38 protein-coding genes are annotated in these 24913 nt (G+C 71.3%); 4 read left to right on the top strand and 34 right to left on the bottom strand.

The genetic code is table 11. The annotated features are described in order from the left end of the window. Nucleotides 1-526: 526 nt before the first annotated feature. The 4 genes from istA (at nt 527) to ACIBEC_RS32970 (ending at nt 3808) form a co-directional block, all read left to right on the top strand. Nucleotides 527-1933 (top strand): IS21 family transposase, encoded by a 1407-nt coding sequence (gene istA / locus ACIBEC_RS32985; protein WP_360501124.1) that lies wholly within the window; start codon nt 527-529, stop codon nt 1931-1933. Beyond that, entirely contained in the window at nt 1930-2841 is a 912-nt protein-coding gene (locus tag ACIBEC_RS32980; protein ID WP_360500771.1) for a hypothetical protein, read from the top strand. The genes istA and ACIBEC_RS32980 overlap by 4 nt, the downstream gene beginning before the upstream one ends. A gap of 113 nt (nt 2842-2954) precedes the next feature. Further along, nucleotides 2955-3416, top strand: a complete 462-nt coding sequence (locus ACIBEC_RS32975) for a DUF2199 domain-containing protein (RefSeq protein WP_360501121.1) — start codon at nt 2955-2957, stop codon at nt 3414-3416. A 23-nt stretch (nt 3417-3439) separates the two neighbouring features. Next, the gene (locus tag ACIBEC_RS32970; RefSeq protein WP_360500769.1) at nt 3440-3808 is read left to right on the top strand and encodes a hypothetical protein; all 369 of its coding nucleotides are present in this window, start codon (nt 3440-3442) and stop codon (nt 3806-3808) included. A 73-nt stretch (nt 3809-3881) separates the two neighbouring features. Here the strand turns inward: ACIBEC_RS32970 and ACIBEC_RS32965 are convergent, their stop codons facing one another. The 34 genes from ACIBEC_RS32965 to ACIBEC_RS32800 form a co-directional block, all read right to left on the bottom strand. Then, nucleotides 3882-4343, bottom strand: a complete 462-nt coding sequence (locus tag ACIBEC_RS32965; protein WP_360500766.1) for a hypothetical protein — start codon at nt 4341-4343, stop codon at nt 3882-3884. 99 nt (nt 4344-4442) lie between these two features. Then, on the bottom strand, nt 4443-4769 hold the full coding sequence (locus ACIBEC_RS32960) for a hypothetical protein (RefSeq protein WP_360500763.1): 327 nt from the start codon (nt 4767-4769) through the stop codon (nt 4443-4445). 32 nt (nt 4770-4801) lie between these two features. Further along, entirely contained in the window at nt 4802-5857 is a 1056-nt protein-coding gene (locus ACIBEC_RS32955; protein WP_360500760.1) for a hypothetical protein, read from the bottom strand. Between the two features lie 85 nt (nt 5858-5942). Beyond that, nucleotides 5943-6632, bottom strand: coding sequence for a hypothetical protein (locus ACIBEC_RS32950; protein WP_360500758.1), 690 nt, complete (start codon nt 6630-6632; stop codon nt 5943-5945). Between the two features lie 153 nt (nt 6633-6785). Beyond that, nucleotides 6786-7202 carry a hypothetical protein gene (locus ACIBEC_RS32945; protein ID WP_360500756.1) on the bottom strand — a complete coding sequence of 139 codons (417 nt, stop codon included), beginning with the start codon at nt 7200-7202 and terminating at the stop codon, nt 6786-6788. Between the two features lie 126 nt (nt 7203-7328). After that, the gene (locus ACIBEC_RS32940) at nt 7329-8336 is read right to left on the bottom strand and encodes a phosphoadenosine phosphosulfate reductase family protein (protein WP_360500754.1); all 1008 of its coding nucleotides are present in this window, start codon (nt 8334-8336) and stop codon (nt 7329-7331) included. Beyond that, nucleotides 8321-8449, bottom strand: coding sequence for a hypothetical protein (locus ACIBEC_RS32935; RefSeq protein WP_360500751.1), 129 nt, complete (start codon nt 8447-8449; stop codon nt 8321-8323). Before ACIBEC_RS32935 ends, ACIBEC_RS32940 begins: the two co-directional genes overlap by 16 nt. Next, nucleotides 8446-8610 carry a hypothetical protein gene (locus tag ACIBEC_RS32930; RefSeq protein ID WP_360500748.1) on the bottom strand — a complete coding sequence of 55 codons (165 nt, stop codon included), beginning with the start codon at nt 8608-8610 and terminating at the stop codon, nt 8446-8448. Before ACIBEC_RS32930 ends, ACIBEC_RS32935 begins: the two co-directional genes overlap by 4 nt. 85 nt (nt 8611-8695) lie before the next feature. After that, nucleotides 8696-9271: a hypothetical protein gene (locus ACIBEC_RS32925; protein ID WP_360500746.1), complete on the bottom strand. Its 576-nt coding sequence runs from the start codon at nt 9269-9271 to the stop codon at nt 8696-8698. Nucleotides 9272-9315: 44 nt separating this feature from the next. Next, nucleotides 9316-9630: a hypothetical protein gene (locus ACIBEC_RS32920; RefSeq protein ID WP_360500743.1), complete on the bottom strand. Its 315-nt coding sequence runs from the start codon at nt 9628-9630 to the stop codon at nt 9316-9318. Nucleotides 9631-9814: 184 nt separating this feature from the next. Then, nucleotides 9815-10426: a hypothetical protein gene (locus ACIBEC_RS32915; RefSeq protein ID WP_360500740.1), complete on the bottom strand. Its 612-nt coding sequence runs from the start codon at nt 10424-10426 to the stop codon at nt 9815-9817. 86 nt (nt 10427-10512) lie between these two features. Then, on the bottom strand, nt 10513-10785 hold the full coding sequence (locus tag ACIBEC_RS32910; RefSeq protein WP_360500738.1) for a hypothetical protein: 273 nt from the start codon (nt 10783-10785) through the stop codon (nt 10513-10515). 76 nt (nt 10786-10861) lie between these two features. Beyond that, nucleotides 10862-11059 (bottom strand): hypothetical protein, encoded by a 198-nt coding sequence (locus ACIBEC_RS32905; RefSeq protein WP_360509941.1) that lies wholly within the window; start codon nt 11057-11059, stop codon nt 10862-10864. Between the two features lie 73 nt (nt 11060-11132). Continuing rightward, nucleotides 11133-12596, bottom strand: a complete 1464-nt coding sequence (locus tag ACIBEC_RS32900; RefSeq protein ID WP_360509942.1) for a hypothetical protein — start codon at nt 12594-12596, stop codon at nt 11133-11135. After that, nucleotides 12593-12901: a hypothetical protein gene (locus ACIBEC_RS32895; RefSeq protein ID WP_360509943.1), complete on the bottom strand. Its 309-nt coding sequence runs from the start codon at nt 12899-12901 to the stop codon at nt 12593-12595. The genes ACIBEC_RS32900 and ACIBEC_RS32895 overlap by 4 nt, the downstream gene beginning before the upstream one ends. A 192-nt stretch (nt 12902-13093) precedes the next feature. Further along, nucleotides 13094-13555, bottom strand: a complete 462-nt coding sequence (locus ACIBEC_RS32890; protein WP_360509944.1) for a hypothetical protein — start codon at nt 13553-13555, stop codon at nt 13094-13096. Nucleotides 13556-13636: 81 nt separating this feature from the next. Then, nucleotides 13637-13789 carry a hypothetical protein gene (locus ACIBEC_RS32885; RefSeq protein WP_360509945.1) on the bottom strand — a complete coding sequence of 51 codons (153 nt, stop codon included), beginning with the start codon at nt 13787-13789 and terminating at the stop codon, nt 13637-13639. 180 nt (nt 13790-13969) lie between these two features. Next, nucleotides 13970-14413 carry a hypothetical protein gene (locus tag ACIBEC_RS32880; RefSeq protein ID WP_360509946.1) on the bottom strand — a complete coding sequence of 148 codons (444 nt, stop codon included), beginning with the start codon at nt 14411-14413 and terminating at the stop codon, nt 13970-13972. 97 nt (nt 14414-14510) lie between these two features. Further along, nucleotides 14511-15191: a hypothetical protein gene (locus ACIBEC_RS32875; RefSeq protein ID WP_360509947.1), complete on the bottom strand. Its 681-nt coding sequence runs from the start codon at nt 15189-15191 to the stop codon at nt 14511-14513. A gap of 112 nt (nt 15192-15303) precedes the next feature. Beyond that, the gene (locus ACIBEC_RS32870) at nt 15304-15798 is read right to left on the bottom strand and encodes a hypothetical protein (protein ID WP_360509948.1); all 495 of its coding nucleotides are present in this window, start codon (nt 15796-15798) and stop codon (nt 15304-15306) included. A 76-nt stretch (nt 15799-15874) separates the two neighbouring features. Continuing rightward, complete coding sequence (locus tag ACIBEC_RS32865) at nt 15875-16099, bottom strand: hypothetical protein (RefSeq protein ID WP_360509949.1); 225 nt, start codon at nt 16097-16099, stop codon at nt 15875-15877. Between the two features lie 78 nt (nt 16100-16177). Further along, nucleotides 16178-17008, bottom strand: a complete 831-nt coding sequence (locus tag ACIBEC_RS32860; protein WP_360509950.1) for a hypothetical protein — start codon at nt 17006-17008, stop codon at nt 16178-16180. Nucleotides 17009-17089: 81 nt separating this feature from the next. Next, nucleotides 17090-17275, bottom strand: a complete 186-nt coding sequence (locus ACIBEC_RS32855) for a hypothetical protein (RefSeq protein WP_360509951.1) — start codon at nt 17273-17275, stop codon at nt 17090-17092. Nucleotides 17276-17345: 70 nt separating this feature from the next. Next, complete coding sequence (locus ACIBEC_RS32850; RefSeq protein ID WP_360509952.1) at nt 17346-17582, bottom strand: hypothetical protein; 237 nt, start codon at nt 17580-17582, stop codon at nt 17346-17348. 302 nt (nt 17583-17884) lie between these two features. Next, nucleotides 17885-18115, bottom strand: coding sequence for a hypothetical protein (locus ACIBEC_RS32845; RefSeq protein ID WP_360509953.1), 231 nt, complete (start codon nt 18113-18115; stop codon nt 17885-17887). 69 nt (nt 18116-18184) lie between these two features. After that, nucleotides 18185-19927, bottom strand: a complete 1743-nt coding sequence (locus tag ACIBEC_RS32840; RefSeq protein ID WP_360509954.1) for a ParB/RepB/Spo0J family partition protein — start codon at nt 19925-19927, stop codon at nt 18185-18187. Between the two features lie 97 nt (nt 19928-20024). Next, nucleotides 20025-20549 (bottom strand): hypothetical protein, encoded by a 525-nt coding sequence (locus ACIBEC_RS32835; protein WP_360509955.1) that lies wholly within the window; start codon nt 20547-20549, stop codon nt 20025-20027. Between the two features lie 185 nt (nt 20550-20734). Continuing rightward, nucleotides 20735-20992 carry a hypothetical protein gene (locus ACIBEC_RS32830; RefSeq protein WP_360509956.1) on the bottom strand — a complete coding sequence of 86 codons (258 nt, stop codon included), beginning with the start codon at nt 20990-20992 and terminating at the stop codon, nt 20735-20737. Between the two features lie 148 nt (nt 20993-21140). Continuing rightward, a complete protein-coding gene (locus ACIBEC_RS32825; protein WP_360509957.1) occupies nt 21141-21458 on the bottom strand; it encodes a hypothetical protein in 318 nt (105 codons plus the stop codon). 87 nt (nt 21459-21545) lie between these two features. Next, nucleotides 21546-21752, bottom strand: coding sequence for a hypothetical protein (locus ACIBEC_RS32820; protein ID WP_360509958.1), 207 nt, complete (start codon nt 21750-21752; stop codon nt 21546-21548). A 144-nt stretch (nt 21753-21896) separates the two neighbouring features. Further along, nucleotides 21897-22304, bottom strand: a complete 408-nt coding sequence (locus ACIBEC_RS32815) for a DUF6573 family protein (protein ID WP_360509959.1) — start codon at nt 22302-22304, stop codon at nt 21897-21899. Nucleotides 22305-22426: 122 nt separating this feature from the next. Continuing rightward, nucleotides 22427-22738: a hypothetical protein gene (locus ACIBEC_RS32810; RefSeq protein WP_360509960.1), complete on the bottom strand. Its 312-nt coding sequence runs from the start codon at nt 22736-22738 to the stop codon at nt 22427-22429. A gap of 108 nt (nt 22739-22846) precedes the next feature. Beyond that, nucleotides 22847-23221: a hypothetical protein gene (locus tag ACIBEC_RS32805; RefSeq protein WP_360509961.1), complete on the bottom strand. Its 375-nt coding sequence runs from the start codon at nt 23219-23221 to the stop codon at nt 22847-22849. Between the two features lie 82 nt (nt 23222-23303). Then, on the bottom strand, nt 23304-23573 hold the full coding sequence (locus ACIBEC_RS32800) for a hypothetical protein (RefSeq protein WP_360509962.1): 270 nt from the start codon (nt 23571-23573) through the stop codon (nt 23304-23306). Between the last annotated feature and the right edge of the window lie 1340 nt (nt 23574-24913).

Raw genomic sequence — 24913 nt, 5'->3', positions numbered from 1 at the left:
GGGGCGGGTGACCCTGCTGCGGGACGCCGACCGGTGGGCCACCTCGGTGCGGGAGTTGATGCACCATCCGGACTGCCGTCCCTCCACACGCACCCGGGCGGACCTTCCGGCGGCCAGTCGAGGCCGTCAGCCGAAGGCGCTCGCGGACCTCCCGCCGGAGCGGCGCACGCTGGTCGCGCTACGGCTGGAGCACCTGCTGGAGGTGGAGACCGGCTACCGCAGCGGTGACGCGCTGCGGGCCGCGCCGGGAGAACCGCGCCCCGGCTACGACCCCGGCGTCACGACCCTGACCCAGCGCCGGCAGCACAAGGCCCAGGAGCTGCGGCAGGCCGTCGGAGCCGATCCGGCCGGGGCCAGGGCGCTGGGACTGGACCGGGTGAGCTACCGCACGCTGATCCGCTGGGACCAGGCCCGGCGCCGGTTCGGCGCGATCGGGGTGGCGGACGACCGGTGGCTGCGGGAGGCGACGGGGCGCCGGATCTCGCCCGCGGTGCGGGAGGCCCTGTTCGCGGTCCGCGCGGAGACGCTGCACCGCTCGAAGCTGACCGCCAAGGACCGCGAGCGCCTGATCCACCAGTACGTGAGGGAGACCTCCCGGGAGACCGGGCTGAACCGCCGCACGGTCCGCAAGTACCTGTCCGATCAGCTGTCCCCGGGGCCGCCACGCGAGAGCACGCGCAAGGGTGCCCGGCGACAGGTTGTGCTGGACGTCGCGCCGGTGATCGATGCGTGCTTGCGGGCAGAGATCCTGATCAAGGGCACGGTGGTCCACGAGCGGCTGGTCAAGGAGTACGGCTTCACCGGCAACTACCAGCGCGTCAAGCTCTACCTGCAGGAAGCCCGTCCAAGGATCGCTGCCGAGCTGGGGATCGGCCCAGGTGAACTCGCGGGCCTGCACCGCCGGTTCGAGGTCGTCCCCGGCGCCCAGGCCCAGGTCGACTGGGGCGACGAGGGGCGGATTCTCACCCACATGGGCATCGCGAAGGTCTACTCCTTCCACATGGTCCTGTCCTACTCGCGCGACCCGTTCTGCTGCTTCACCACCAGCTTGGACATCGCGACGTTCTTCGACTGCCACCGCCGGGCGTTTGCGCACTTCGGCGGCGTCCCAGGGGCAATCGTCTACGACCGCACCAAGACCGTGGTCCGCCGCCACGTCGCCCCCGGCCAGGCAGTGCCCCTGCATCCGGAGGCGGTCGCCTTCGCCGGGCACTACGACTTCGACATCGACGTGCTGGCCGCCTACCGGCCGATGGCCAAGGGCCGCGTCGAGCGCCAGGTCGCCATCGTCCGCGACCACGTCCTGGCCGGCCGCGCGTTCTCCTCCATCGAGGAGCTGGACGCGGCGTTCACGGCCTGGGTGCCGATGCGACGTTCCCGCACGCACCGCACCCACGGCGAGGTGATCGGAGTCCGAGCTGTCCGCGACCACCTGGCGTTGCGCCCACTGCCGCCCACCCCCTACATGGTCACCAAGCGGCACCTGCGGCCCGTCGGCAAGGACTGCCTGGTCGCCTTCGACGCCAACCTCTACTCCGTGCCGGCCCGCAAGGTCCGCCATCACCAACTCGTCGAGATCCGGGCCTCGGCGGCGACCGTCACCCTGCACTCCACCGTCCCCGACATCGAGGGCAATACCCTGCTGGCCGTCCACCCGAGGGCAGTTGGCAGAGGCGCCCGGGTCGTGGACGAAACCCACTGGGACGGCCTGCCCGACGGCCACACGCGCCGGGTCACCACCGGCGATCCCACTCTGGTCCGCCCCCGGCAAGAGGCGGGTCCGGATGAGGAGTTGGGCCCGCTGCGGGCTCTGCTGAACCGGACTGCCGCCCAGGTCGAGGTCGGCCGGCGCCCGCTGTCGGTCTACGACCAGCTCACCGGCACCCGCCCCTTCACCACCGCTATCCCCGACATGACGAAGGACTTCCGTTGAGCGAGCTGGTCACCAAGCGCATCCGCACCGCCGCCGCCAAGCTCGGCCTGCCGCATCTCGTCACGGAACTGGACTCCTTCGCCCACCGGGCCGACGACACCACGATGGGCTACCTCGACTTCCTCGACCTCGTTCTCGGGGAAGAGCTCCTCACCGGCCAGCCCCGCAACAGCCTGGTCTGGGCCGTCCCAGAACTGCGGAAGTACGATCCGCAGATCGCCCCGCCCTTTCGTCTCCGACTGGTCAGCACCCGTTTCGCCTGCCGCTGCTGCGTCTGGAGGGCCGGCGGACGGAAGGAGGCCCACGTCTTCCTCCGCACCCCCTACGACAACATCTGCCTGCGCCACGGCATCTGGCTCAAGGACGGCGTCGGCTTCATCGACCAGCAGGTCGACCTGGCCCCCGTTCCCGAGGTCGTCGAAGCTCAACTGCTCGTCAACCGGCTGGAAAGAAAGTACGGAGAGCTGTTCACCACTGAGTGTTACGAGTGGTGCATCCGCTTCTTCAGCGATCTGGACCGGCGGGCCCTGGTCCGCAATGAAGCCGACGTGCTGCTGAACCGCCTCTCCGAGGCCAACCGCATGGAACCCCCGCGGCACGGCGTCCCTGCACACACCGACCGCCACTACAGGTTCCGGAAAGCCGCCCGCTACCCGCAGATCGCCAAGCTCATGGCCCTGGCGTCCTCACCGATCCTCCGCGGACTCACGCAATCCTCGCCCGACCAGGCCAGGGAACGGATCTCCGCCGAATTCGACCGCCTCATCCCCCTCGACTACGAGCCGCGTTCCACCACCGGACCTTGGCTGCGATACGCCCTCGTCAACCTCGTCAAACGGATGGAAGCCCACGCCCGCCTGCTGAGAGTCGCGAACGTACTCGACGTCGACCCGACTCACCCCGTCTGAAAGCAGAACAGGCGGCCCGACGGCTGTCGGATCTGATCATTAGGCTTCCGCCCATGACCAGTGATCCCGGATTCACCTGCTCGTGCTGCGGCGAGCACCACGCAGAGCTGCCGATGAACTACTCGGCAACGGCCCCCTATGTCTGGGACCCGAGCTTCGCCGGCGCCCCTGACTGCCTGCTCTCGTCGGATCGGTGCGTCATCGAAGCGCAGCACTACTTCGTCAAGGGGCTCATCGAGATACCGGTCATCGGCAGCAGCGATGTGTTCTCCTGGGGCGTCTGGGTGTCCCTGAGCCGCGAGAACTTCTCCCGCGCCGCAGACCTCTGGGACACACCAGGGCGCGAATCCGAGAAGCCGTACTTCGGCTGGCTGACCACCGAGCTTCCCATCTATGCGCCCAGCACCATCAACCTGAAGACCAACCTCCGCACGAGGCCCATCGGTCAGCGGCCCCTCATCGAGCTCGAACCCACCGACCATCCCCTCGCCGTCGAGCAGAGGACCGGCATCACCCGGGAACGCGTACGCGAAATCGCCGAGGCCGTTCTCCACTCCGCCAACGACGGCTCCTGACCATGGCCAGCCGGGGTGGAAGCATGAAACAGCTCTCGGAGATGAGCGAACGTGAATACTTCGCCTGCGTCGGCCAACGTCCCGGCATGTTCGTCGGCAGGACCTCCTTCCACCTGCTGACCGCCTTCCTGACCGGCTATGACCAGCACGCCATCCGTCACGGCGGACAAGGGCTCGCTGGCTGGCACGACTGGCTCGTCGCCCGCCGAAGCCGCGAGTGCAGTCACGCATGGCCCGGCCAGGTCCTGCACCTCGCGCTCCCACACGGCTGGGACAACATCTCGGACCTGCCGCCCGAGGACGAGGATCATGCGATCAAGGTCCTCTTCCAGCTCCTCGACGACTTCACTGCCGAGCGCGAGACGAGGCAGGGCGCTCAGGCATCAGATTGACTGAGACGACAGCCCGCAGCCCGTCTCAGTCAATCTGGAACACCGCTGGTCACAGAGCCGACATGGTCCACCTTCACTGAGACCGGACAGTGGCCTCGTCCAGCTCCACGGAGCCGAACTGGAGCGGGTGCTGGCGGCCGTGGTCGTTCATGCGGTCTCGCAGTTCCGGGGGGATGGCCTTGAAGGTCCGGAAGTCGAGCCCGGGCATGCCGTCGGGACCGCGGTGGGCCAACCACCAGGCGCTGCCCACGTCCACCGGATCGAGGTCGAAGGCGGCGAGCTCCGGGTGGTCGTCGATGAACCGGACGGCGGCGGCGAGCAGCTGCCTGCCCTGCTCGGCAGGCAGGCTCTTCAGGGTGAGGTCGAGGACTTCGACGTCCTCCCACTCCCGGCCCGGGGCGGCGTCCGGGTCGCCGGCGGCGGGCCGCGCCTCCCACCACACCGCCTCCATCAGGGCGCCGGAGCAGAACGCGGCGAGGTACTCGGTGTCGCGGCCGTCGAGGGCGACGGCGTCGGTCATGTCGGTGGTGTTCACGGTGCTCCCGTTTCGGATCGGTGGGCTTTGTGCGCGGCGTCGGCCGCTCCTGGGGGCCGGTGCGGGCGGTGCCGCACCGGCCGGGAAGAGTGATCGGGGTCAGCCCTGATCGGGCGCGTGACGCTTCGTCTGGCGGAGGCGGGCGCTGGTGAACGGCGCCTCGGGGAGCGGCACCCGGTTGCCGGTCAGCCGGTCCACAGTGGTCCAGGTGCCGTCGGCACTGCGGTCGGCGTAGGAGTTGGTGAGGTTGCTGCGGGCCGTCCACACCGCGACGGACCCCGGGGCGCCGAGGTCGTCCAGGAACTGCTTGGCCTCGCGGAAGGTGGTGGACTTCTGCTCTCGGCCAGCGAATCGGCCGCCGTCTCGGAACACGCTCTCGGTGGCGTAGTAGACCTTCGTGGCATTGCGCGGGATACGGGTGCTCATCGCTCCTGATTCTCCATTCTCCTGATTGGGCGTCAGGCCGTCACGGCCGGGTGGCTCGGCGGGAGATCCACGCCGATGTGGAGCACTTCGAAGGTGTCGGACCGTCGCCGGATGTCCCCCTCGTGCTGGTAGGTGGCCGTGCCGGCTCGTCCGACCACGATCACGGCCGTCCCCGGCCTGAGCGCGAGCGCCCCCCGGGCCGCCGCGCCCCGGGCGGTGCAGATCACCACGGAGGGCCGGTCTGCACGCCAGGACGCCGTGCCGCACGCTCCGGCCAGCCGGACGTGCAGCCGGGCGGTACCGTCCGCCAGCGCCTCCGCGGCCCGCTCAAGGTGCCCGGTGACGGTCTGCACCGGCGACGCCGCCTCCTCGGGCAGCGGGGCGTCCTGCCCGCAGAACTCCTCCAGCTCCAGCAGCAGCCGCTCCCGCTCCTCCTCTTCGGCGTGCATGCCCTCCCGGACCGCCCCACCGAGCAGCGGGGACGCGCTCTCCAGCGCCCGCTGCTGGATCGTTCCAGCCTGCTGGCAGAGCTTGTCCGCCAGCTCGAACAGATCCCGCTGCTCCTTCTTCTTCCCGGCCAGTCGCGAGCACTCGTCGTCGAGCTCCTCCCGGACGGCCTTCGCAGTGGCCCGCAGGGTGCGGAAGCGCCGGACGTGGGTCCAGCCGAGGGGCTTGACCTCCTGTTCGACCACGACCAGGGAGGTCTTCGGCCAGCCGCTGGCGTCCAGCGGGCCGAGCTCCAGGTCGAGGATCAGCGTCGGGCGGGAGTCGTGCAGCAGCCCGTACGGAAACCTGATCGTCGGCGTGGGGAACGGCACTACGCCGGACGTCAGGTGGGCGCGCAGGGTTGCCGCGCTGGGCTGCACCTGGTGGCGGTGCAGACGGGCGAGGTAGAGGCCGACGGTCCACATCTGCCAGGCGGCGGTGCCGAACGGCTCGGACGGCATTGCCAGGCGCAGCACCTCCTCCCCGCCCTCGCCGTCGGTGATCACCGCGTTCAGCACCGCGTACGTCGGCCGGGGCGGCTCGGGCGCGTGCTCGGCGGGGGTGGTCTGGGGCTCGGCGGTGGGGGCGGTGCTGCGCGACATGGTCAGCTCCTCGGATCGGACTTGGTTCGAAGGGGTGTGGTGCCGGGGGCGGTGCCGCCGCCCCCGGCTCAACAAGAGAACTATATCATGCTGTGCTCACGATGTCGAGCGTGGTCAGATCCACGGAGGCGGGCGAGCCGTACGCCGCGGCGATCCGCTCGGCCTGTCGCTGCTCGAACAGCGCCCACAGCACGTCGAGGTCTCTCGGGTCGACGTTGCGCAGCTGGACGTCCACCAGCTCGCCGGCCTGCCTGATCTCCAGATCGGCGCTCGCCCCCGGGTGCGGCTCCAGGTCGACGCACACCCGGTGTACCCCGGGGCGCACCTCCCCCTCCCAACCCTTCTGCGGGAAGCGGTCCAGTAGGGCCCTGGCCACCGCCGCGCGCTTCTCGGCGGCGGAGGTCCGGGCGTGGAGCTCGTCCACGGCCCGGGAGTACGCGGCCTCGAACTGCGGCAGGAACCGCCGCCGCATGTCCTTGGCCAGGGTCGTCAGCGGGCGCGACAGGTCGAACCCGATCTCGGGGCGACCCTTGTCGGTGAAGAAGTGGCCCGGGATCTGCGGGTAGCGGCCCCAGGCGTTCACGCGGTAGCCGTGCGGCTTCGCCGGCCCCCGCTCAAGCTGCCTGCGGTCGATACGCAGCCAGAAGCCCCGGCCGCGGCCGTCCGTGACGAACTGTCGCTCGTCGTCCATGTTGTACGGGCAGTTGTCCATTCGCCACGGTGCGCCCAGCAGGGCGACGAGTTCCGCGATCCGGGCGCGCGGGAATTCGGACACGGGTGCTCCTCTCCGGGGCCGCTCGGCCGCCGGCTGGTTCGAAGGGGGGAGGTGGGGCGGTCGTGCCCCGGCCGGTTTCGTCGACGAAAGTCCGTGGCTGGTGGTCGGCCCCCGGCCGCCCCGGGAGGGGCGCGGCCGGGGGCCGACCCGGTCTCACGTCAGGTAGCAGCGGCACGGCCCGTCCGGCGGACAGGAGTGGAAGACCTCCCGCTTCGCCCGCCAGTCCATCGGCTGCTCGCCGGGCACCTGGCGCTCGCCGCAGCGGCAGTACGACATGTCGAGCTGCGGGTGATAGGTGATCAGCGCGTGTGCGCGCTGCTGGCACCAGGCCAGGGTCTCGGCCTCCGTCGTCGTGGCCGGGGCGTTCTTCTCCGCCAGCGCGGTGGCGCCCTCGATGGTCTTGCGGACTCCGATCCGGAAGCCCCGGTACACCATGAACCCCTGCGGGTGCTCGATGATGCTGGCTCCGGCGACGACGGCGATGACCTCGCAGCCGTTGATCATCCTCGGGGGGAAGACGCTCGGCCGGGAGGGGGTCGCGGTGACTTCGGCGGGGATGGGCTGGTTCACGGGGGCTCCGTTCTGCGGCCGGGGCCGCTGCTGGTTCGAAGGGGTGTTGGCGGGTGGAGGGGGAGCCACCCCCTCCACCCGCCAATAAGAGAACTATATCATGCCCTGCTCACTTCGTGGGGTGATTTACGCGGTCCAGGTGCGCAGCTGCTGTCGGCCCTCTTCGGTGATGCGGGTGTTCACCCGTCCCAGCAGGCCATCACGATTCCGGCCTCCGGCGCCGGCGTCCGCGCGGCCTCTTCGATGATCTCGGCCATGCTCACGTCCAGGCGGAAGCGGTGGCCGGTCAGCTTCTCGGCCAGGGCGTAGCGGGCGGCCAGGGCGGGCTGCAACTGGGCGGCCCGTACGAGCGCCCCAGAAGACGCAGGACAATCTGGGCATTCCGGACTTGTAGGCGGGGTGCGGGCGGGTGCCCGCGACGAAGATCGCCGCCCAGACGTCGGCTGTTGACCACGAGTGGATCGGCAGCCAGGTGTCCACCCACCGCAGGGTGTTCGACGCGCCATGCTGCATCCGGTCGCCAGCTGGGATCTTCTTCGGCGTGATTCCGGCGGCCTTGGCGGTCTCGGTGGCCTTCCGGCGCCGCTGGCACTCTGAGCACGGGCAGGTCTTCGAGCCGTCGTGGGCGAGAGGGACGAGCTTTCGGCGGGCAGCGCTCTCGTCCGCGCGCAGGCCCATGACGTTGAGGATGCGCACCACGCCGACGTGGCCGGCGGCCCGGGCCTCGTTCACCAGCATGGTGAACAGCTTCCGGATCGGCCCGCGCTTAAAATCCGATGTACACCACCTGTTGTCGGCCGAAGGCCACATGCCGCGCTCTTCGACGCGCTCGATGAGGTTGGAGCCGACCCGCTGCACGACCTCGAACCGCAGCCCGTAGTGCGCGGCGTGCTCGGCGGCCAGCTCCCGCACCCCGGGCCACTCGACCACCCCGAGGTCGGCGTGCACCACCACGATCCGGTCCGCGACGCCGGCTGCGGTGGCGTGGAGCATCAGCTCGGCGAGCATCGCCTGCGAGTCTTTGCCTCCGCTGACGTTCGCGATGATCCACCGGTATGACGCCAGGTCTGGGACCTCTGGACGCAGTTCGGCCAGGTCGAAGGCGCCCTGACCGGAGATCACTCGGCGTGCCATGTGCTTCCTCCTCCTCCTTCGACTTCCTGTCGCTCCCCGGGCCCGGTCGGGATGTGCTCGGCGGCCAGGGTGAGGAAGAAGTTCCGCGGGCTCGGCAGTCCGGAGGTGCTCACCAGGCCCCCTCGATGGCGGAGCCGGGGAGGTAGGGGCCGCCGCCGGTGGCGTCGCCGTCACCGGACGGCGTCCCCGGGATCGGGCGGCAGGTGTCGTCGCACCGGTGGAAGCGCTCGGGCGGCACCTGTGAGGTCCCGTCGGGGGCCTGTTCCTCGGTCATGGAGTGTCCTCTGCTCGTGCGGTTCGAAGGGGGCTGGTTCGGGGTGGTGCCGCCACCCCGAACCAACAGAAGAACTATATCATACTTAAGGCACGTCGGAGTCGTCTTTTCGCAGCAGGGAGTGGAGAACCTGGCGTGGCTGTGCGGCCCCGGCGTCGCGCTCCTTGCATGCCTCGGCGAGGAAGGCGAGCAGCCGTCGGCCCCTCTCCTCGGCCTGCGGGCGCAGCAGCGGCGGGCAGCCATCCGGCACGGCCACGGTGCCGGACCGGGGGGCCAGGACCAGGGTCGCGCGGCGCACCATTGCGCCCATGCCCTGACGGGCGACGTAGAGCGTCAGGTCGGCGTGGACGTCGCCGCCGACCGGGCCCAGGGTGACGTAGTGGTTTCGGCCGTACCAGGACCCTCCCGGGTCGGGCGACAGGCGGACCCTGACCGGCTCGGTCGCTCCGGTGTCCACCTGGTGCGTGATCAGAGGGTTGGTCGGGTGCCACTCGGTGCGCTGGAGGCGCCGGTGGAACGACCAGTCGCCGGGGCCGTAGACGGTCTGGAACTGGTCGAGCCGGTACGGCCAGTCGCCCGGCGGGGGCTCGGTGCCGTACATGTCGAAGGTGTCCTGAGCGGAGATCAGGCGGGGGCCGGTGGGCGGTGTGTACTGGGGCACGGGATATCCGTTCGTCGGTGGGCGGGAGGGGTGAACCGGAGCTGTTACCAGCCGGGCGGGTTGCCGGGGCCCTCGGTGTGCCGGGCGGCCAGGGCGTTGAGCTCGGCGATCTCCTGCGCGTTCTCCGCGCTCCAGGCGGTGACCGTTCCTCCGCCGGGGTTGGGGTGCTGGGCGGTGTAGGCGTCCATGGCCGCGTCGGGGGTCAGGTGTCCGGCGGACACCCAGCCGAAGGTCTCCCCGTACTCGACCCCCCACTCCTCGTCCTCCTCGTCCCAGGGGAGGTGGAAGTCCCAGAAGCCGATGGTCCAGGGGCCGTTCTCGGCGGTCTGCCAGGTGACGTTCTCGCGGTGCTGGCTCACGGCCTGCTCCTGTCGGTCGGTTCGGCCGGTGGGCCGGGTTCGGTGCGCCGGGCCCGGGGTGGGCCCGGCCCGGGTGGGTCGGGAAGGGTGGAGGCCCGCCGGCGGTGCGCGGCCGGGCCTGGTGGTCGGGCGTGGGGCAGGGCCGGGCCCGGAGGTGTTCCGGGCCCGGTGCCGGGGTGCGTGGTTACTGCTGCTGGTAGGCGGGGATCAGCTCGCGGATCTTGTCCTCGTCGACGCACGTGCCCAGGTGGCGGGTGATGCTGGGCGGGTTGCCGTTCCGGCCGCGCAGGTGGCTCCAGTACTTCGGCCCGGTCCAGCCGCACAGCTCGCAGCCGACGAACCAGGGGTTGTCCGCGCCGGGGAAGCCTCCGTAGGGCCGCCAGTGGTGCTCGGCCAGCCCGGCGAACGCCTTCAAGGCGCTGGCGATGTTGCGGTCGTTGCGCTCCTTGACCGCCATCCGCGGGTGCAGCAGCGGGACCGGGCCGATCGGCAGCGGGGCCTGGGCCTGGGCCTCGGCCAGCGGGATGGCCATGATGGCTCCGGCGGCGTACCGCTCGGCGAGGAAGGCGGCGGCCATGTGCACGCCCTTGTCGCCCTTGGCGGGGCGCTTCAGGTTGTGCTCGATCTCGCTGCCGTCGGCGCCGGTCATCGTGACCAGCCAGTTGCGGTGCCACCGGGAGGCCCGGCCGATCACCAGGGGGTTCTCGGTGTCGTCGCCGATGATCACGGGGTGTCGGCACTCGGCGTCCGCGTCGCCGATGCGGTAGGCCAGGGTGGTGGTCGTGGTGGTGCTCACGAAGGGCTCCTAGGTCGAGGTGGTTCGGTGCCGGTGGCTCAGGGGCTGGGGCTGGCGGCCCGCCGCGGCGGGCCGCCCCGGTGCGGTCAGTCGGTCGGGTCTTCCAGCTCCCGCTGCACCTCGCCGATCGCTGCGCACTTGAGGTTCTGGTTCGCGAACCAGGCCCCCGACTTGTGGAACCTGCGCTGCTCCGGAGTGAGGATGAGAGCCCACTGCCTGTGCGACTCGTACATGTCGATCGCCGAGCCGATGTCGTCGTAGAACCAGGTCTGGGCTTCAAACCGGATGGCCTGCTGGATGGTGGCCGGGTAGGCGGCCAGCTGCTCGTTCTCGGTCTGCGGGGTCTGGGTGCGGGGCACGGTCTCTCCTGGGTGGGTGGCGGTTCGGAGGGGGCGCGGCCTCGTGGGCCGCGCCCCCGGGTGGGCTGACTTTGGGTCAGTCCAGGTCCGGGACCGGCACCCAGCACCCGTTGCCGGACTCGTCGGTGACCTCGACCTCATCGCCGAGCCCGCCCTGCGCCACCCACCGAGCCGCCTGCTCTGCCGCGTCCTCCGGCGACGTCGCGGTGAAGTCGCGGCTCCACATCACGCCGTAGGTCTTGAGCTCGGGGGTGGGGGTCGTCTTGCTGTTCACGGTTCCTCCTGGGAATCGGAGCGGTTCGAAGGGAGTGGATCGGCCTCCCGGCCTCACCAACAAGACAACTATATCAGCTCTCATCCACGTTTGCAACCGTGATGGACCACCTCCGGTCCACCGCGTCCGTCTCGAACACCTCGACCTCGCCCGGCCCGTGCTCCGCCAGATGCTCGTAGGCCAGCCGGGCGGCCTCCTCCGGCGACCGGGCGGGGAAGTCCAGGTTCACCTGCACCGCGTAGGTCCGGATCTCCCCCTCCGCCGTCGGGACTGCCGTCACCACCAGGGCGCCGTGCTCCGCCCGCTCCACTCGCCAGTCGCCCGTGCCCAGCAGGGCTTCGGTCAGGTCCTCGATCAGCTCCTCGCCTTCCGGGCTCCCCGCGCCGGGCCCGTGCGTGCCGACATAGACGCCGTGGTCCCCGTGGTAGCCGAGCGAGTACCCGCCCACCTGGCTGCCGTAGCGCACCCGATCGAACCCGACCGCCCACAGCGCCTGGTCGACCTTGCCCAGGTTGCTGAACGGCGCACCCGGACCGACGGGATTGCCGAAGCGCAGGACCGGCCGCCCGTCGGTACCGGCCGCGACCTGGTGCACGCGCCAGCCGGCCGACCGCAGCGCGGCCAGCGCCGAGCGTACGGCGGCCTGGTGGCAGTCGGCGGGCAGGGCGATGTCGTGGTGCAGCCGGTGGTCGGCGGGCGGGTGCGCCGTGACGGTGAAGTCCTCGACGCCTTCGGCCACCGCGTCGTCCTCCAGCGCCTCCCGGACCAGTTCGGTCAGCACCGCCTTGGTCAGGCGGTGGGTGTCGGCCGGGCCGTCCGTCCGGCAGAAGCCGACCGGCATGGGGATCGTCCGGGCGTCGTACAGCACCCGCTGCTCGCCCAGCGCGTTCACCAGCACGGCGCGCAGTGCGCTGGACTCCCGGCCCTCGTCCTCCGGGTCGGTCACGACGTCGACCCGGACCAGCGTCTCGTGCGCGCCCGGGATCACGAGCTGGGCGACGACCGGCCCCACTTCCAGCTCGGAGCGCAGACCCGCCCGGTGCAGGACGGCCCGGGCGGCGAGCAGGGCGGGGTGCGCCGCGGGGGTCGCTGCGCCCGCGCCGGGGGCGGTGGTTCGGGTCATGGTGGTTCGGTCCTCTCGCTGGTGGTGGCCGGAGCAGCCGGGGGCGGCCGGTCCGGGAACGGGGGCGGGGTGGCCGACGGCCGCGCCGCGCCGCTGGATCGCCCGGCGCAGCCGCGCCAGGTTCTTCCCGGCGGTCGTGGCAGGCGGCCAGCTCCCGCAGGCACACAAGCCGTCCGGGCCCTCGATCTGCCACAGGACGCCGCCGCGGGCGTCCAGCCGCAGGTACAGGTCGCGCGGCTGGCCGTCGATGGTCAGGCTGACGCCGACGGACCAGTCGTCGCCCAGGTGGACGGCTCGGGCGGGGATGCCGGAGCGGGTCAGCAGGGCGGCGAAGGCGTTGTGCGCCGCCGCGCTGCTCCGGGCTGCGGGTGGCGGCTCCGGGCCTCCGCCGCGCTTGGTGGGGTCGCCTCTCACGCCCGGGCCCCGGTGCGGCGGCGCAGCAGACGGCGCAGGCGTACGGCCCGGGTGGGCCGGTGCGGGGCGAAGCGGTCGACGAGCAGCGCGTAGAGGGCGGCGTGGACGGGGTCCTTCTCGTCGAGCCAGCCGCCGCAGGTGCAGCAGGTGACCACGAGTTCCAGGGCGGGCGGCGCGGGCACGGCGACCAGGACTGCCCCGGCGGCCGGGCTGCGCGTGCTGGCGGTGAAGTGCAGCGTCCAGCGGCGGTGGCCGCAGTTGTTGCACGCGGTGGTGGCGGTGGTGTTCATGGCGGGGACGGACATGGTGAACCTCCGGTTCGGTGAGCCGCGCGGGATGGTGCGGCGGGTGTCGGGGGCGGGGCGGCGGTGCTGGCGTGGGTCGCCCCGCGGAAGTTGGGTGTGGAAGATGCCACCCGGTGCGCTGCACCCGGCGGGTGACCCGTCCGGCGCAACAAGAGAACTAGATCAGATATAAGTCACGATCGCTGTCGTGAATCAGCCGTTCTGACCGGAGGGCGCGAGGGCTTCCGGGTGGACGGCCGCGCGCCACGCGGCGGCTTGGCGGTCGTGGCCCGCCGCGTCCAGCGCGCGGCCCACCGCGTCGCCCCCGTCGGTGGCCAGCGCGGACGTAAGGGTGGACGGACCGCGCCCGGGCCCGCCGTGCCTGGTCAGGTGCAGCGGGTGGATCAGGTGGGCCGACCGGCCGCTGTAGCTGGAGCCCCAGCCTGCGGCCTCGAACTCCCTGCCGATGATCGTCAGGGCCGCGCCCCACTCCGAGGTGGTCAGCTCCTGCGCGAACACGGCTTGTACGCCGTCGCTGTCGAAGGCGAACGCGACCATGGTTCCGCGGCGGGTCGGCAGCTGCGCCGTGGCGGCGGCGATGAGCGGGGCGGCGTCGAGCGCGATGCGGAGCAGGTCGGCGGTCTGCTGGGCGGGGAGCGGGGTGGTCGTCGGCATGGTTCCGGTCCTGTCTCTGGTGTGGTGGGTGCGGTGGGTCGGGGCGGCGGTGTCGGCCACCGCCCCGGAGGTGCTCGCCGGTCAGTTCTCGCGGTTGTCCCGGCCGCGCTGGCCCGGGATGCGCCCCGGCGTGGCCGGCGGCTTCGCCGCGCCGCCGGAGCGGGAGTTCTCGCGGCTGCGCCGGGGGCCGGGGATCGTCGGGATGGCGCGCTCGTTGTCGTCGCGGTGCTGCATGGGATGCCTCCTGGTGCTGGTGGTTCGAAGGGGTGTCGGCTCGGTGGTGGGGTGCCACCCCCACCACCTGCCAACAAGAGAACTATATCAGATTTCGAGCATGATTGGGCTGGAATTCCGCGCCTCTCTCGCCATTCACCCGACCGGCCCAACCGGGCCCCGGTCGCACGGCGGGGGCCGTCACTCGGGCCCGGCCTCCTCGGCCAGCACGGCGGTGTGGTGCTGCGCCCCGAACTCCGCCGTCGGCAGACGCCAGTCGGCGGCATCGGCCAGCCGGACCGCGGCGCAGCGGGCCGCGTGCGCCGTCGGGAACCCTCGCTTCAGCAGGCGCCCCCGGCCCCCGGTCAGCGCCACGCTGAACCGGGTTGCGGGGTCCGCCTCCGGCCAGGCGTTGCCCTCGATGCGCAGCCCGGGGTGGAGCGAGCGCCCCGAGACGGCGGAATTCACCTCCTGCTCCAGCAGGACCGCGCGCAGGCACTCCAGCAGATAGGCGTCGTACGCGCTGCGCTCCGGCAGGCCGGCCAACCGGTCCACGAAACCGCGCAGCTGGCGCAGCGAGCGCGGGACCCGCGCCCGCTGCTGCGCCAGGGTCCTCTGTTCGGCAGTCAGCTCCGCTTCGGTCACGGCTGTCCGATCCCTTCCGGTGATGGGTGCTCGTTCTCGCCGCGGCCTCGGCGGCGGGGTGGGGCGGCGGGCCGGGGGCCCGCCACCCGTGGGCAGGTCAGCGCCGGAACTCGTCGCAGCACAGCGGCTTGTAGAGGTCGCCGTGCTCGCGCCGGGTGCAGCCGCATGCCGCGCACAGGCCGCCGACCCACGCGGCGGGGACGGCATTGACGTACACGCGGTACGGGTCACCCCGGAAGCCGCGAACGTCGACCGTGATCACGCCCTGGGCGTCGACGGCCACCGTGCGCCCGTTCTCCAGGTCACGCCGGAGCATGGCCAGCGTCGTCACCCGGGAGTTGCCCACCGGGACGACGGTGCGCCCGGTCGCGGTGTCCGCCCACACCTCGAACGCCTCGCCGGTGAGCGCCGTCTCCAGCTCCTCGTCGGCCAGGGCGGTCAGCGGGCCGAGCGTGGTCATCGGCCCGCCCCACCCCCAGACGCCCGGACGCACCACCAGGGAGCCCTCGGGGCCGTCCTCGTACCGCCATGCGCTGTTGGTTGCCACCGAACCGGCGTAGACCGCGCGGTGGTAGGTGTCGCGGGCCTGGCGGTCCAGCGGCAGCGGGTGCCGGCTGACCGTCACGGCCTTCTCGTCGCCCCGCACCAGGAACCCGGTGGTGCGGCCCCGCCACGGCTCCTCCGGGTGGAGGGACGTCGGGCGCAGCTCGGCCTTCAGCAGGGCGGCGGTGACCATCTTGCGGGCCCGGTCGGCGGCGGTGGGCTGGTGAGTGCGCACGGTGGTGTCTCCTCGGTTCGGAATCCGGTTCGAAGGGGGCCCGGGGCGGCGGGGCCAGCCGCCGCCCGGGCAGGTGTTGATGCGGGCTGTGCCCGGTGCGGGCACCGGCCTGTCAGGTGAGCCGGTCGGCCAGGAGCACCACGGCCGTGCGCGGGTACTCGGAGCCGTTCCCCCAGCCGTATCCGTGGCGGTCCACGTGCACGACCGACGGGTGGTCGACGGGCAGAGCGCACCAGGGGCCGGGAGCGCCGTCGGGGCGGGCCTTGCAGAAGTCGGCGGCCATCGCCTGCACCTCTTCCCAGATGTATTCCGCGTCGTCGGGCCCGCGTTCGGCCCTCAGCCGGGTGTAGAGCTGGGGGAAGGTCTCCGCGGGGTGGTCCAGCAGCAGCATCACCAGTTCCCGGGCCTCTTGGGGCAGGGAGGCGGCCAGGTGCGGCTCAAGGGGGTCGAACGGGGCGAGGGCCATGGTCAGGCCCTCCGGGTGGGGCGTGGCGTGGAGCTGGCCGCCCAGACCGCAGCGGAACTGATCGGCGGCGACCTTGGTGTCGAAGGGGCCGATCCGGACTGTCGGACGTCCGGGGCTGGCGAGAAGGAGGGAGAGCTGCATCGGGGCTCCAGGTCGGTGTGGTTCGAAGGGACCGGGGGCGGCGGTGCCTGCCGCCGCCCCCGCGGGGTGCGGGTGGTCAGGTGGTCGGAACGACCTCGACGATGCGGTGCACGTAGCCGTCGCCGCTCACGCCCCCGTGCCAGAACCGCTCCACGAGCGCCAGGGTGTCCACGCGCGGGTGGTCCGGCCGGACGGCCTCCTGCGGATCGCCGGCCAGCGGGGGCCGCTCCCAGGCCGAGCCGGGGATCAGCAGGTACTCGTCGTCACCGATCCCCCAGGCGTATCCGCGTTTCAAGTTCATGTGGTTCCTCCGGTGGAAGGTGCTCCCGTTGCCAACAAGAGAACTATATCAGCGCATGACCACGCTGGCAAGCGTGAGTCAGTCCCCTTCGACCCCGGCGGCGGGCAGCGCCCGCCGCTGCTCCCCACTGCCCGACGGCTCCCCGGTGACCACCTCGCCCGGGACGACGCGCGGCTGCCAGCCCAACTCACGCAGAGCACTCTCCAGCTCGCGCGGCATGACCGTCCCGGTCAGCGCCTGGCGGTCAGCGTTGAGCCGCGCCAGGAACTCCACCAGCAACTCCAACGGCACCTCGTCCGCCTTGATGGAACCGGTCGACCCGTCGAACGACAGCCGCACCGTCCCGGAGGCGAGGGCGCCGTGCTCGCTCCTGCGGGTGCCCCCGCGACCGTCGGCCACCCGGGCGTACCCCCGGTAGAACAGCCCATACCCGCTCTCGACGCTGCTCGCTCCGGTGCTCAGCGCGGGCAGGGCCGTGCGCAGCTGGGCGAACGCCGCCACTCGGGCCCGGGTGGCGGCCTGCTCCTGGTCGCGGTGCTCGAAAGCCTGGGCCGCCGTGTCCCGGTAGTCCGGGAGCAGGCGCCGCGCGATGTCGCGCGCGATGTCCCGGGGCGCGCGGTCACCCGCGACCGTGATCCGGTGCTTCGCCCGTCCCCGGTACTCGCTCGGCACGATGCCCTGGATTGTCAGCCGCTGGCCGGCTGCGCCCTTGCAGTGCGCCTTCTCCCGCCAGATGTGCAGCTTCCAGCCTTCCGGGTGCTCGAGTCCGACCGAGCCGTAGGCGTTGTTCTCCCGGTGGTGGGTCCAGCCGCGCCGCTCGGGGTCGAGGGCGTTCAGGGCGTCGGCAACCTGCTGGCCGAGCGCGGCGAACTCCTCGGCGAGCGCCTCCCAGCGGTGTGCAATCTCCATGTCGGTCCCTTCTTCGGTTCGAGGTGGGTGCCCCCACGGCCCGGCCGTCGGGGCGGCCGGGCCGTGGGGCGGGGCGTGCAGTCAGAACAGCGGCTGTGCGTCGTCGAGTAGCGACGGGGTGCCGAACGGGTCGTCCCCGATGGCGAACAGGGAGACCTGCGTGGCGCGCGGCGCAGCGGTGAAAGCGTGCGCGGGGAGGGCCCTCCAGTCGGGCCGGCCGTTCTCGGCGGTGGGCTCGGTGGGTGTAGTCGCTGCCGGATCGTTCATCGGATCTTCCTGGGTGCGGTCGGGTGGGGGCGTGCGCGGCTGGGGCGGTGTGCCCCGGCCGCAGGGTTGGTCAGAACGGCGGTTCGGTCCCGGCCGCCACCTTCGCGGCCCATTCGGCGTCGGCGAGCCCCCGCGCCGCGCGGGCGAGGGCCCTGCCCTCGGCCGCGTTCTGCTGGCACTCCGGGGTGCAGGGCGCGCTGCCGATCAGGCCATCGGTGGAGGGGTGGTAGATGTCGACGCGGCCCGTCCCGTAGCAGCCGGTGCACTCCGGTTCGCGCTCGTCCGCGTCGCGGTGGGTGGGTTCCATCGGGTTCTCCCTGGGTTCTGGCTCGAAGGTGGTGGGCTCGGGGTGCCGCCCCGCTCCAACAAGAGAACTATATCAGCTTACTGCCACGCATGCAAGCGTGATCCACCCGTCACGGACCAACCAGCCGCCGCGCTATCCTGAAGCCTCGATCCGGTCTCCTTGTGAGTACTGGTTCGAAGGGAGCGGCAGCGTCGAAACCTGCCGCCGATGGCGGTCCGCGCCAGCCTGCCGTCAGCTCGACGGGGGGTCCCGCCTTATGGCGGGGCGGACCGCCGTTCGTTCTCCCGGGCCATCCGCACCGGTCACCCCGGGACGTCATAGACGTGCGGGACCAGGAAGCGCAGCGCGGCGGCGGCGGGACCGGCCAGCTGGCCAGGCAGACAGTTCGACTCCTCCATGGCCGCGAGCGCTTCGGCGGGCGGCATCTCCCAGAGTCCTTCCGCCCATCCCTGCTCGGAGCTGTCGGCCCACTCGGCGGTCTCCTTCAGCAGCGCGGCGAACAGGTCGCCGGCTACCTCCTCGGCCCTCTCCACGTCCCTCTCCTCTCCGGTCGGTCCGGGGGCGGGGAGCCGCGTCCGCGACCCCCGCCCCCGGCCGTGCTGTCAGCCCTGCGGCGCGATGTCCCCGGTCGGCTGCTGCTCCGTCTCGGGCCCGTCCGGGACCCCGGTCTCCTCGCCCGCCGCGCCCTCCTGGGCGGGCTGCGCCTGCGGCTCGGGCGCGGCCTCGGGCTGCGCCTCCGGCGCGGGGCCGCTCTCCCCTGCCGATCCGCCGTCGTCGTCGCCCTGGTCGTCGGCGTCGGCCGACTCGCCACCGGCGTCCTCGTCGTCCTGCTTCGCCTTGGCCTCGTAAGCCTCGACCGCCCGGCGCTCGCACTCCGACAGCGTGTAGTCGAACGTCTCCTCCAGGAACCGCAGGTAGGTGACCATGTCCTCGGTCGGCTCCAGCCACTCCTTGTCGCCCATGACGTAGTACTCGATCGCGGCGACCACCCGGGCGAACATGCGGTGCCTGCGGCGCGTCTTCGGACCGGCGGCGATCAACTCCACGAACGGGTCCTCCGCCCGCTCCCACTGGCTGCGCCCCTCATTCGGGTCCGGCACGCCCAGCAGGAAGGCCGCCACCTCGGTCCGGCCGGACGCCACCGACTTGAACCACCACTTCGCGTGGCCCATGACCGTTCGCTCGGTCAGCGCGTCGGCGGCCTCCGGCAGGTTCTTGCCCGCGATCGCTGCGCGCAGCACCTCCTGACGGACGGTCCGGGCCGAGCGCCACGCGGCGGTGCCCTCGCGCTTCGCCTTCGCCTTCGCCTTCTCAGCCTCGGGGTCGACCGGGGTCCGCCCCGCCTCCTCCAGTTCCTTGGCGAACTCCTCGGTGGGCAGATGACCCTCGGCGTGCCAGTTGGTGCACACGTAGACCACCTCCAGCGTGTCCGGGTCGACCGTCGCGCCGTGGCTCGGGCACACCTGGGCGTGCACCTCCCTCGTCAGCGGCTTGCCCAACGCGGTGAGGAGGTGGGCGAGCGGCTGGGCGGTGTTGCCCACCCAGCGCCAGGGGAAGCTGATCACCGCCACCCCGGCTTCGCGCAGCTCGTCCGCGACGGCCTGCCGCTTCTTCGCCTCGGCCTGCTCGTCCTTGATCGCCTGGAGAGTCTGCCGCCACTCGCCGTTCCCGGCCTTGCCCGACGCAAGATCCCGCTTCTTGGCGTCCTTGAGCCGCTGGAAGTCCGACCACCCGCCGCCGACCTGCTGCCACTGGTCCATCTCGACCCAGTCGAAGTCAGCGTGCAGCGCGTTGACCCGGTCGGCCTCGCTCAGCTGCGCCGCGCCCTTGGCGGCCCTGAGCTGGGCCGCCGAGACCCCCAGGACCTTGGCGTGGCGTCGGCGGCGTGCCTCGGGCACGTCCATGAGGGCCAGCTGCTCGGCCACCTGCAGCTCGTCGGCCTTGGTGGCGTTCTCGCGGAACTGGTTCTCCAGCAGGGAGAGCAGCAGGGTCTCGTCGTCCGCGTCGGTCAGGTCGTGGTGGACCAGCGCGGGCACCGGCGGGAGGGTCTTGGGGTCGATGCCCTTGGCCTTGGCCTTGTCGGCGGCCTCCTGGGCGGCGAGCAGACGCCGGCGGCCCTTGAAGACGCCCCACGTGCCGTCGGCCTGCCTGCGGACGCCGACGGCCTCCCGAACGCCGACCTCGGCGACGCTGGCCTTCAGCTGCTTGGACGGAGGCGCGATGTTGCCCTGGCGGTGGTTGAACGGGTCGACGATCAGCTGGGACGCGAAAAACTCGAAGTACTCGATACCGCTGGTCCTGGTCGGCTCGGCGATCGGCTCGGCAGCGACCTTGGTCCTGGCCATGGTGTGGTCCTTCCTTGGTGGGGTGCTGATTCGAAGGGCGCAGCGCTGGCGCTGCGGGCCGGGGCGGCGGTGCCATCCGCCGCCCCGGCGGGGTGGTTCAGTCGCGGGGAACCCACAGGCCGCGCTCCTCGCGCCGGATCTCCCAGTCGCGACGGCCGGGCTCCCGGCCGGGGCGGAAGTCGTCGCAGCCCAGGAAGCTGTCCGGGTGGCCGTGTTCCTGCTTGGCGTCGCCGCACTCCAGGCACCGGGTGATGGCCTGGCGGAACTCGGCGCACACCGCGCGGTGCTCGTCCAGGCCCTCGGACAGGGCGTGGTGCGGGGTCGGGTGGTCGTCCCGGTTGGCGGGGTTGGTCCAGTCGCCGGGGTTGCGGCGCCCCTCCGCGGTGGCGACGTCGAACCGGCCGATGTACGACCACGGGCCGACCGGGCTGAACTCGTCCGGGGCCTCGGGCTCGTTGAACATGTTCTCCGGCCACAGGGTCACCAGGCAGGCGCAGCCGGGCACGGTGTACTGCCACCCGGCCAGGTATCCGCCGTCCTCCCAGACGGTGGCGGTGAACTCCCCGAACGCGAGCGGGGCGAGAGCGGCGGCGGCTTCCGGGTGAACGGTGATCGTGCGCATCGTGTGCCTTCCTGTGGGGCTGATCCGAAGGGGGCGGGCCGGAGTTCCCACTCCGTCCCAACAAGAGAACTATATCATGTCTTTGGCATGATTGGGAGGGGTTTGAGCCGCCCCTTCCCCCGCCTTCCGCTCCGGCCGCACGTCGGGTCGGACCCCGGGGCACCGCCCCGGGGTCCGACCCTCGCTCAGCTGCGGCCGGGCTTGGCCTGCGGTGCGCCCGCCTCGGCTCGACGGTCCGCCCGCAGTGCCGCGTCGAGATCCTCGACGACACTGCGCAGTGCGGCCGCGTCGGCCGGCCGTCCGGATTCCAGGTCGTCGGCCACCTTGCGCAGGCGCTCGGGGATGGTGCGCGGCGTGTTACCGGTGCCGAGGTTGATCTTGACGCGGGAAGTGGGCGTGTTGTTGGTGCCGAGGTTGATCTTGACGCGGGACGAAGGGGTCACCTGGAGTCTCCTGACGGTATGGATCGCTGGTCTCGGGTTGGTTCGGGGGTGTTGGGCCGGGGCGCCCGCCCGCCAATAAGAGAACTCTATCAGACTTCAGCCACGGTGTCGAGTGGGAATCGGCCGCCCGACACCGTGGCTACGCCCGTCAGTCCTCCTCGGCGTGCGACAGGAGCGCCGCCAGGTACTCCGCGCGGTCGGTGAAGCCCTTCACCTCGATGTCGCCCTCGGTGTAGGTGCCGACCCCGTACAGGCCCTGCTCCTTGTCGCGGTAGACGGTCACGATGATGTACGGCCACTCGCCGAGCAGCCGACCGTCCTGCAGCCCGGATACGACCCGCCAGCCGCTGGCGTCCTCCGCGACCAGCTCCATCCAGTCGTACCCGTCCCCGCCCGTCGGGTCGGGGAGTTCGGGGAGCAGCGTGGTCGGGTCGGCGGCCTGGTCGGTGGTGGGGGTGTTCGACATCGGTTCTCCTTGGCGTGGTTCGAAGGGTGTGAAGCGGGCCGGGCTCCGGTCCCGCCGCGCTCCGGCGGCGGGACCGGCGTGGGCTGGCTAGTGGACGTCCCAGTCCACGCGCCGCCGCTGCGGCAGCGGCGGCTCCCACCCCTGCCGCAGGGCCAGCCGCAACGCGCGGCGGTCCTGCTTGTGGGCCGCCCGCTGGGCCGGCTTGCGGCGGCTGCCGGACAGCGCGCCGACCGGCAGCCAGGGGCGGTCCTGGCGCGCCAGCGCCTTGGGGCGGGTGTTGTCGGTCCGGGACATCGGTTCCTCCGGGTGATCGCTGGTTCGGAAGGGGTGGCCGGGGGTGCCGCCCCCGACCAACAAGAGAACTATATCATGCCATGGGCACGATGTGAAGCGAGGGTGACCGGTGGGCCCCGCCACCTACGGGGCGGGCCCTCGGGGTCAGCTCTCCTCCGGCTGCATGATCGTGATCACAGGCTCCCCGCTGTCCCCGGGGCCGCAGTGAACGGCCAGCCTCGCCCGGGTCGCCCGGCTGGGGCCCTCCGCCGGAATCCGCAGAACCTCGAACGGGACCGCCCGAACGCCCGGGTTGGCGCTGCGCACCGCGTAGAACGCCATCCGGAGCACGTCCCACAGTCGCCCGGTCTCCGACTGCCCGTGCCCGGGGTGCCTCGCGTCGTCCTCGCTGCTCCACGCAACGCAGTCACCCCACGCGGCGCGGGTCAGCGCCACCGGCCACCGCCAGCCGGCCTGCTGGGCAAGGTCCTGGGGGACCTCCACCAGTTCGCCCGCCTGTAGGGCGTCGGCCCGGGTGAACTGGTGGATCGGCTCGCCAAACAGCTCCGTCATGCTCGTCATCCGTGTGACCTTCCGTGATTCTGGCTCGAAGGGAGTCGGTGGGCTGTACCTCTCGCCTCACCAACAAGAGAACAGTATCATGCTTTGAGCACGATTGGAGGCGTGGCGCAGCGTCACGTTTCCATGATCGGATAGGGGACACCCGCTCTCAGTGCACCCTGAAGCCTGAAAGCGGCATCATGGAAACTCCGCAAAGCCTCCAATTCATCCAATGAATCACCCTCCGCGCCCAAGTATGCGTCAGTCGCAATAGACATTTCTCGAATTGATTCGACGGGGTCGATAACAAATCCGAGAATGCCGGTCCTGCTGACGACCCAAATTTCCCCCGGGTCTAGTTCGAGATCCTCGGCGGTCAGCTCACGGCGACACTCAAGGCAGCGGTAGGCGCTCGCGGGGGTGGTCGGCGCGCTGTTAACGGTCATGACGGGGATGTCCTTTCGGGGCGGGTTCTGTGTGGGGGCGGTTGCCGGGGCGGGACACCGCCCCGGCAACCAGAAAACTATATTGGCGTTACGTCACGCCGGAGGGGTTTAGTTCACCCCGGCCCAACCGAGCGACCACGCGCGCTGAGCCGAACGGGCGGCCTTCTCCATCTCGCCGACTGCGGCGGACTCAACCGCCGAAACCAGGGTGGCGAATGCCTCTCGGGCCTTGGCCAATTGCCGGGCCTTGCGCTTCCCCCGGCGCTTGATCGTGTCGTCCCGGAGTTCCTGGCCGATAACCTCCCAGAATTCCACGACCTCCCCGTAGCCGTCGGCCTGCGTCGCGACGGAGAGCATCCACTCCGACGCCCCCGGGATGACTCGCTCGACCTTCTCGCCCACGCCGCGAATGGCACTGACGTACATGAACTCGAACTCGCCCCGGTGGTTCTTGGTGCTGCCCTTGGTGACGGTGGCGGACATTTCAGCTCCTTGGCTTTCTTTGTGGTTTGGTTCGGAAGGGGTTTTGCCGGGCGGTAATGCCATTTACTGCCCGGCGGTTCGGTCACGCGTGGGCGATTTCGAACAATTCCAGAAGCTCGAAATCCTGAGGCGGGGCCAGCTTCACAACGGCGGCCTCAACGGTTTCCTTCTTGATCGTCGTAGGCAGATTTGCCGCAATGAGGCTGGGGTTCTTGCAGGAGCTCCACAGCTTGTACAGCGCACTCCTCCGCCGGTTGAGCAGGTCGGTAAGGGCTTCCCGCGCGCCCTGGTACTCGGCCTCGATCAGCATTGCGTCGATCAGCAGCTCCGGCGGAAGTGCTTGAGCGGTCATCGGCGTCTCCGTTGTCTCGGGAGTGGTTCGAAGGGTGTCGGGCCGGAGTGCCTGCCCCGTTCCAACAAGACAACAGTATCATGCCTGAGCCACGGAAGGGAAGTGGCAAGGCTCCTGATCTGGGCGTGTCTCCTCACGCCGCCTCGACCCTGTGTCTTGTGAGCAGTCTTGTGGGGTGCCTTGTCGGCAACCTCTTGGGGTGCCTTGTCGGGTGCTTAATGAGCACATCGGTATTCGCCCTCCCGGGGTAACTTCGCAGCTCAGAGGCCGTATGTGCGGGGTCGGAAATTCCGACAACCCCTTTCCTTTTGCTTTTGGGTAGTTGGCTGTTGGTCGGTTGGGGTTTGCGCCTGCGGCGTGCTGTTGGTTTTGGGTTGCCGCCCCCCGGTGGGGTGGCGGTGCGGGTGGGGCGGTTCGCTGGGCCTCCGGCGATACTGGTCGTGATGCTCTTGCTTGTGGTGGTGGGCTGGTGTTGGGCGGTCACCCCTGGGGGGTGGCCGGCTTCTGGGTGTTGCGGGCGTCCGGCGGCCCAGGTCCGCCTGCTGGGGGTGCCAGTGGCCGTCCTGCCGCCGTAGGGCTGTCCTGGCTGTCTGGCCGGGCCGTCGGCCCGGGGGAGGGTGTCCGGGGGGCTGGGCCGTCGGTCCGGTGCTGGGTCGCGTTGCCTTGCCCGGGGCGGTGCTGGGCCGGGCCGTCGGCCTGGTGTGGGGGTTGCGGCCCGCTGGGCCGCTGGGAGGGGCTGGGAGGTCCCTGCACGGCCCTGGTGGTGCCGTACGGGGTGGTGCCTGCCGTTCCGGGCCGGGCAAGGGCGGTGGAGGGGCCCTTCCGAGAATGTGCGGCGCAAGGTTCACCGTGTCCTCGTCCGGGCCGTCGGTTCGGACCGGGGGAGAGGCCGAGGGGCCTCCGGCCCCGGGGTGTGACGCTGCACCGGGGATTTACGCCATATCGTCAACGGGTGCTCGGCCGGGTACCTCCTTCTCGTCGGGGGAGGCCTTGTTCCGGGAATTCGCGTCACATCGTGAACGCTGCCCGACCGTAGGGAGGGGGAGGGGGTGCTACCGGGATTTTGCGTCATATCGTCAACGGCGGGGACGGCCCCGGGGGAGGGGCCCTGTACCCGAAATTCGCGTCACATCGTCAACGCACCCGAGCGACCGGGCCGCAGGCCCGTGCCGACCGCCCCTCAGGTGCTGCCCCGTCAGGGGCTAAAGCCTGCCCGTGAATTCGCCGCAGGCGAATGGGCTACGCCCCTGCCCGGCGCAGCCGGGCCCCGAGGCGCAGCCTCGGGACACCAACGCACGGTGACGGCGCAGCCGGCACCCCCGCACCTGGCGGTGCGTCAG

It is taken from the genome of Kitasatospora sp. NPDC051164 (assembly GCF_044455625.1).
In the GTDB taxonomy this organism is placed as follows: Bacteria; Actinomycetota; Actinomycetes; order Streptomycetales; family Streptomycetaceae; genus Kitasatospora.
The sequence above is the reverse complement of the archived record's forward strand: the minus strand, read 5'-3'. Positions and strand labels throughout refer to the sequence as shown.

What these genes read in the sequence shown, in the direction of transcription:
- ACIBEC_RS32975 (WP_360501121.1), top strand. Translation starts at nt 2,955, where the DNA reads ATGAACTACTCGGCAACGGCCCCCTATGTCTGGGACCCGAGCTTCGCC.
- ACIBEC_RS32970 (WP_360500769.1), top strand. Translation starts at nt 3,440, where the DNA reads ATGAAACAGCTCTCGGAGATGAGCGAACGTGAATACTTCGCCTGCGTC.
- ACIBEC_RS32960 (WP_360500763.1), bottom strand. Translation starts at nt 4,769, where the DNA reads ATGAGCACCCGTATCCCGCGCAATGCCACGAAGGTCTACTACGCCACC.
- ACIBEC_RS32955 (WP_360500760.1), bottom strand. Translation starts at nt 5,857, where the DNA reads ATGTCGCGCAGCACCGCCCCCACCGCCGAGCCCCAGACCACCCCCGCC.
- ACIBEC_RS32940 (WP_360500754.1), bottom strand. Translation starts at nt 8,336, where the DNA reads ATGGCACGCCGAGTGATCTCCGGTCAGGGCGCCTTCGACCTGGCCGAA.
- ACIBEC_RS32930 (WP_360500748.1), bottom strand. Translation starts at nt 8,610, where the DNA reads ATGACCGAGGAACAGGCCCCCGACGGGACCTCACAGGTGCCGCCCGAG.
- ACIBEC_RS32895 (WP_360509943.1), bottom strand. Translation starts at nt 12,901, where the DNA reads ATGTCCGTCCCCGCCATGAACACCACCGCCACCACCGCGTGCAACAAC.
- ACIBEC_RS32890 (WP_360509944.1), bottom strand. Translation starts at nt 13,555, where the DNA reads ATGCCGACGACCACCCCGCTCCCCGCCCAGCAGACCGCCGACCTGCTC.
- ACIBEC_RS32885 (WP_360509945.1), bottom strand. Translation starts at nt 13,789, where the DNA reads ATGCAGCACCGCGACGACAACGAGCGCGCCATCCCGACGATCCCCGGC.
- ACIBEC_RS32870 (WP_360509948.1), bottom strand. Translation starts at nt 15,798, where the DNA reads ATGCAGCTCTCCCTCCTTCTCGCCAGCCCCGGACGTCCGACAGTCCGG.
- ACIBEC_RS32865 (WP_360509949.1), bottom strand. Translation starts at nt 16,099, where the DNA reads ATGAACTTGAAACGCGGATACGCCTGGGGGATCGGTGACGACGAGTAC.
- ACIBEC_RS32860 (WP_360509950.1), bottom strand. Translation starts at nt 17,008, where the DNA reads ATGGAGATTGCACACCGCTGGGAGGCGCTCGCCGAGGAGTTCGCCGCG.
- ACIBEC_RS32855 (WP_360509951.1), bottom strand. Translation starts at nt 17,275, where the DNA reads ATGAACGATCCGGCAGCGACTACACCCACCGAGCCCACCGCCGAGAAC.
- ACIBEC_RS32850 (WP_360509952.1), bottom strand. Translation starts at nt 17,582, where the DNA reads ATGGAACCCACCCACCGCGACGCGGACGAGCGCGAACCGGAGTGCACC.
- ACIBEC_RS32840 (WP_360509954.1), bottom strand. Translation starts at nt 19,927, where the DNA reads ATGGCCAGGACCAAGGTCGCTGCCGAGCCGATCGCCGAGCCGACCAGG.
- ACIBEC_RS32835 (WP_360509955.1), bottom strand. Translation starts at nt 20,549, where the DNA reads ATGCGCACGATCACCGTTCACCCGGAAGCCGCCGCCGCTCTCGCCCCG.
- ACIBEC_RS32825 (WP_360509957.1), bottom strand. Translation starts at nt 21,458, where the DNA reads ATGTCGAACACCCCCACCACCGACCAGGCCGCCGACCCGACCACGCTG.
- ACIBEC_RS32820 (WP_360509958.1), bottom strand. Translation starts at nt 21,752, where the DNA reads ATGTCCCGGACCGACAACACCCGCCCCAAGGCGCTGGCGCGCCAGGAC.
- ACIBEC_RS32815 (WP_360509959.1), bottom strand. Translation starts at nt 22,304, where the DNA reads ATGACGGAGCTGTTTGGCGAGCCGATCCACCAGTTCACCCGGGCCGAC.
- ACIBEC_RS32810 (WP_360509960.1), bottom strand. Translation starts at nt 22,738, where the DNA reads ATGACCGTTAACAGCGCGCCGACCACCCCCGCGAGCGCCTACCGCTGC.
- ACIBEC_RS32805 (WP_360509961.1), bottom strand. Translation starts at nt 23,221, where the DNA reads ATGTCCGCCACCGTCACCAAGGGCAGCACCAAGAACCACCGGGGCGAG.
- ACIBEC_RS32800 (WP_360509962.1), bottom strand. Translation starts at nt 23,573, where the DNA reads ATGACCGCTCAAGCACTTCCGCCGGAGCTGCTGATCGACGCAATGCTG.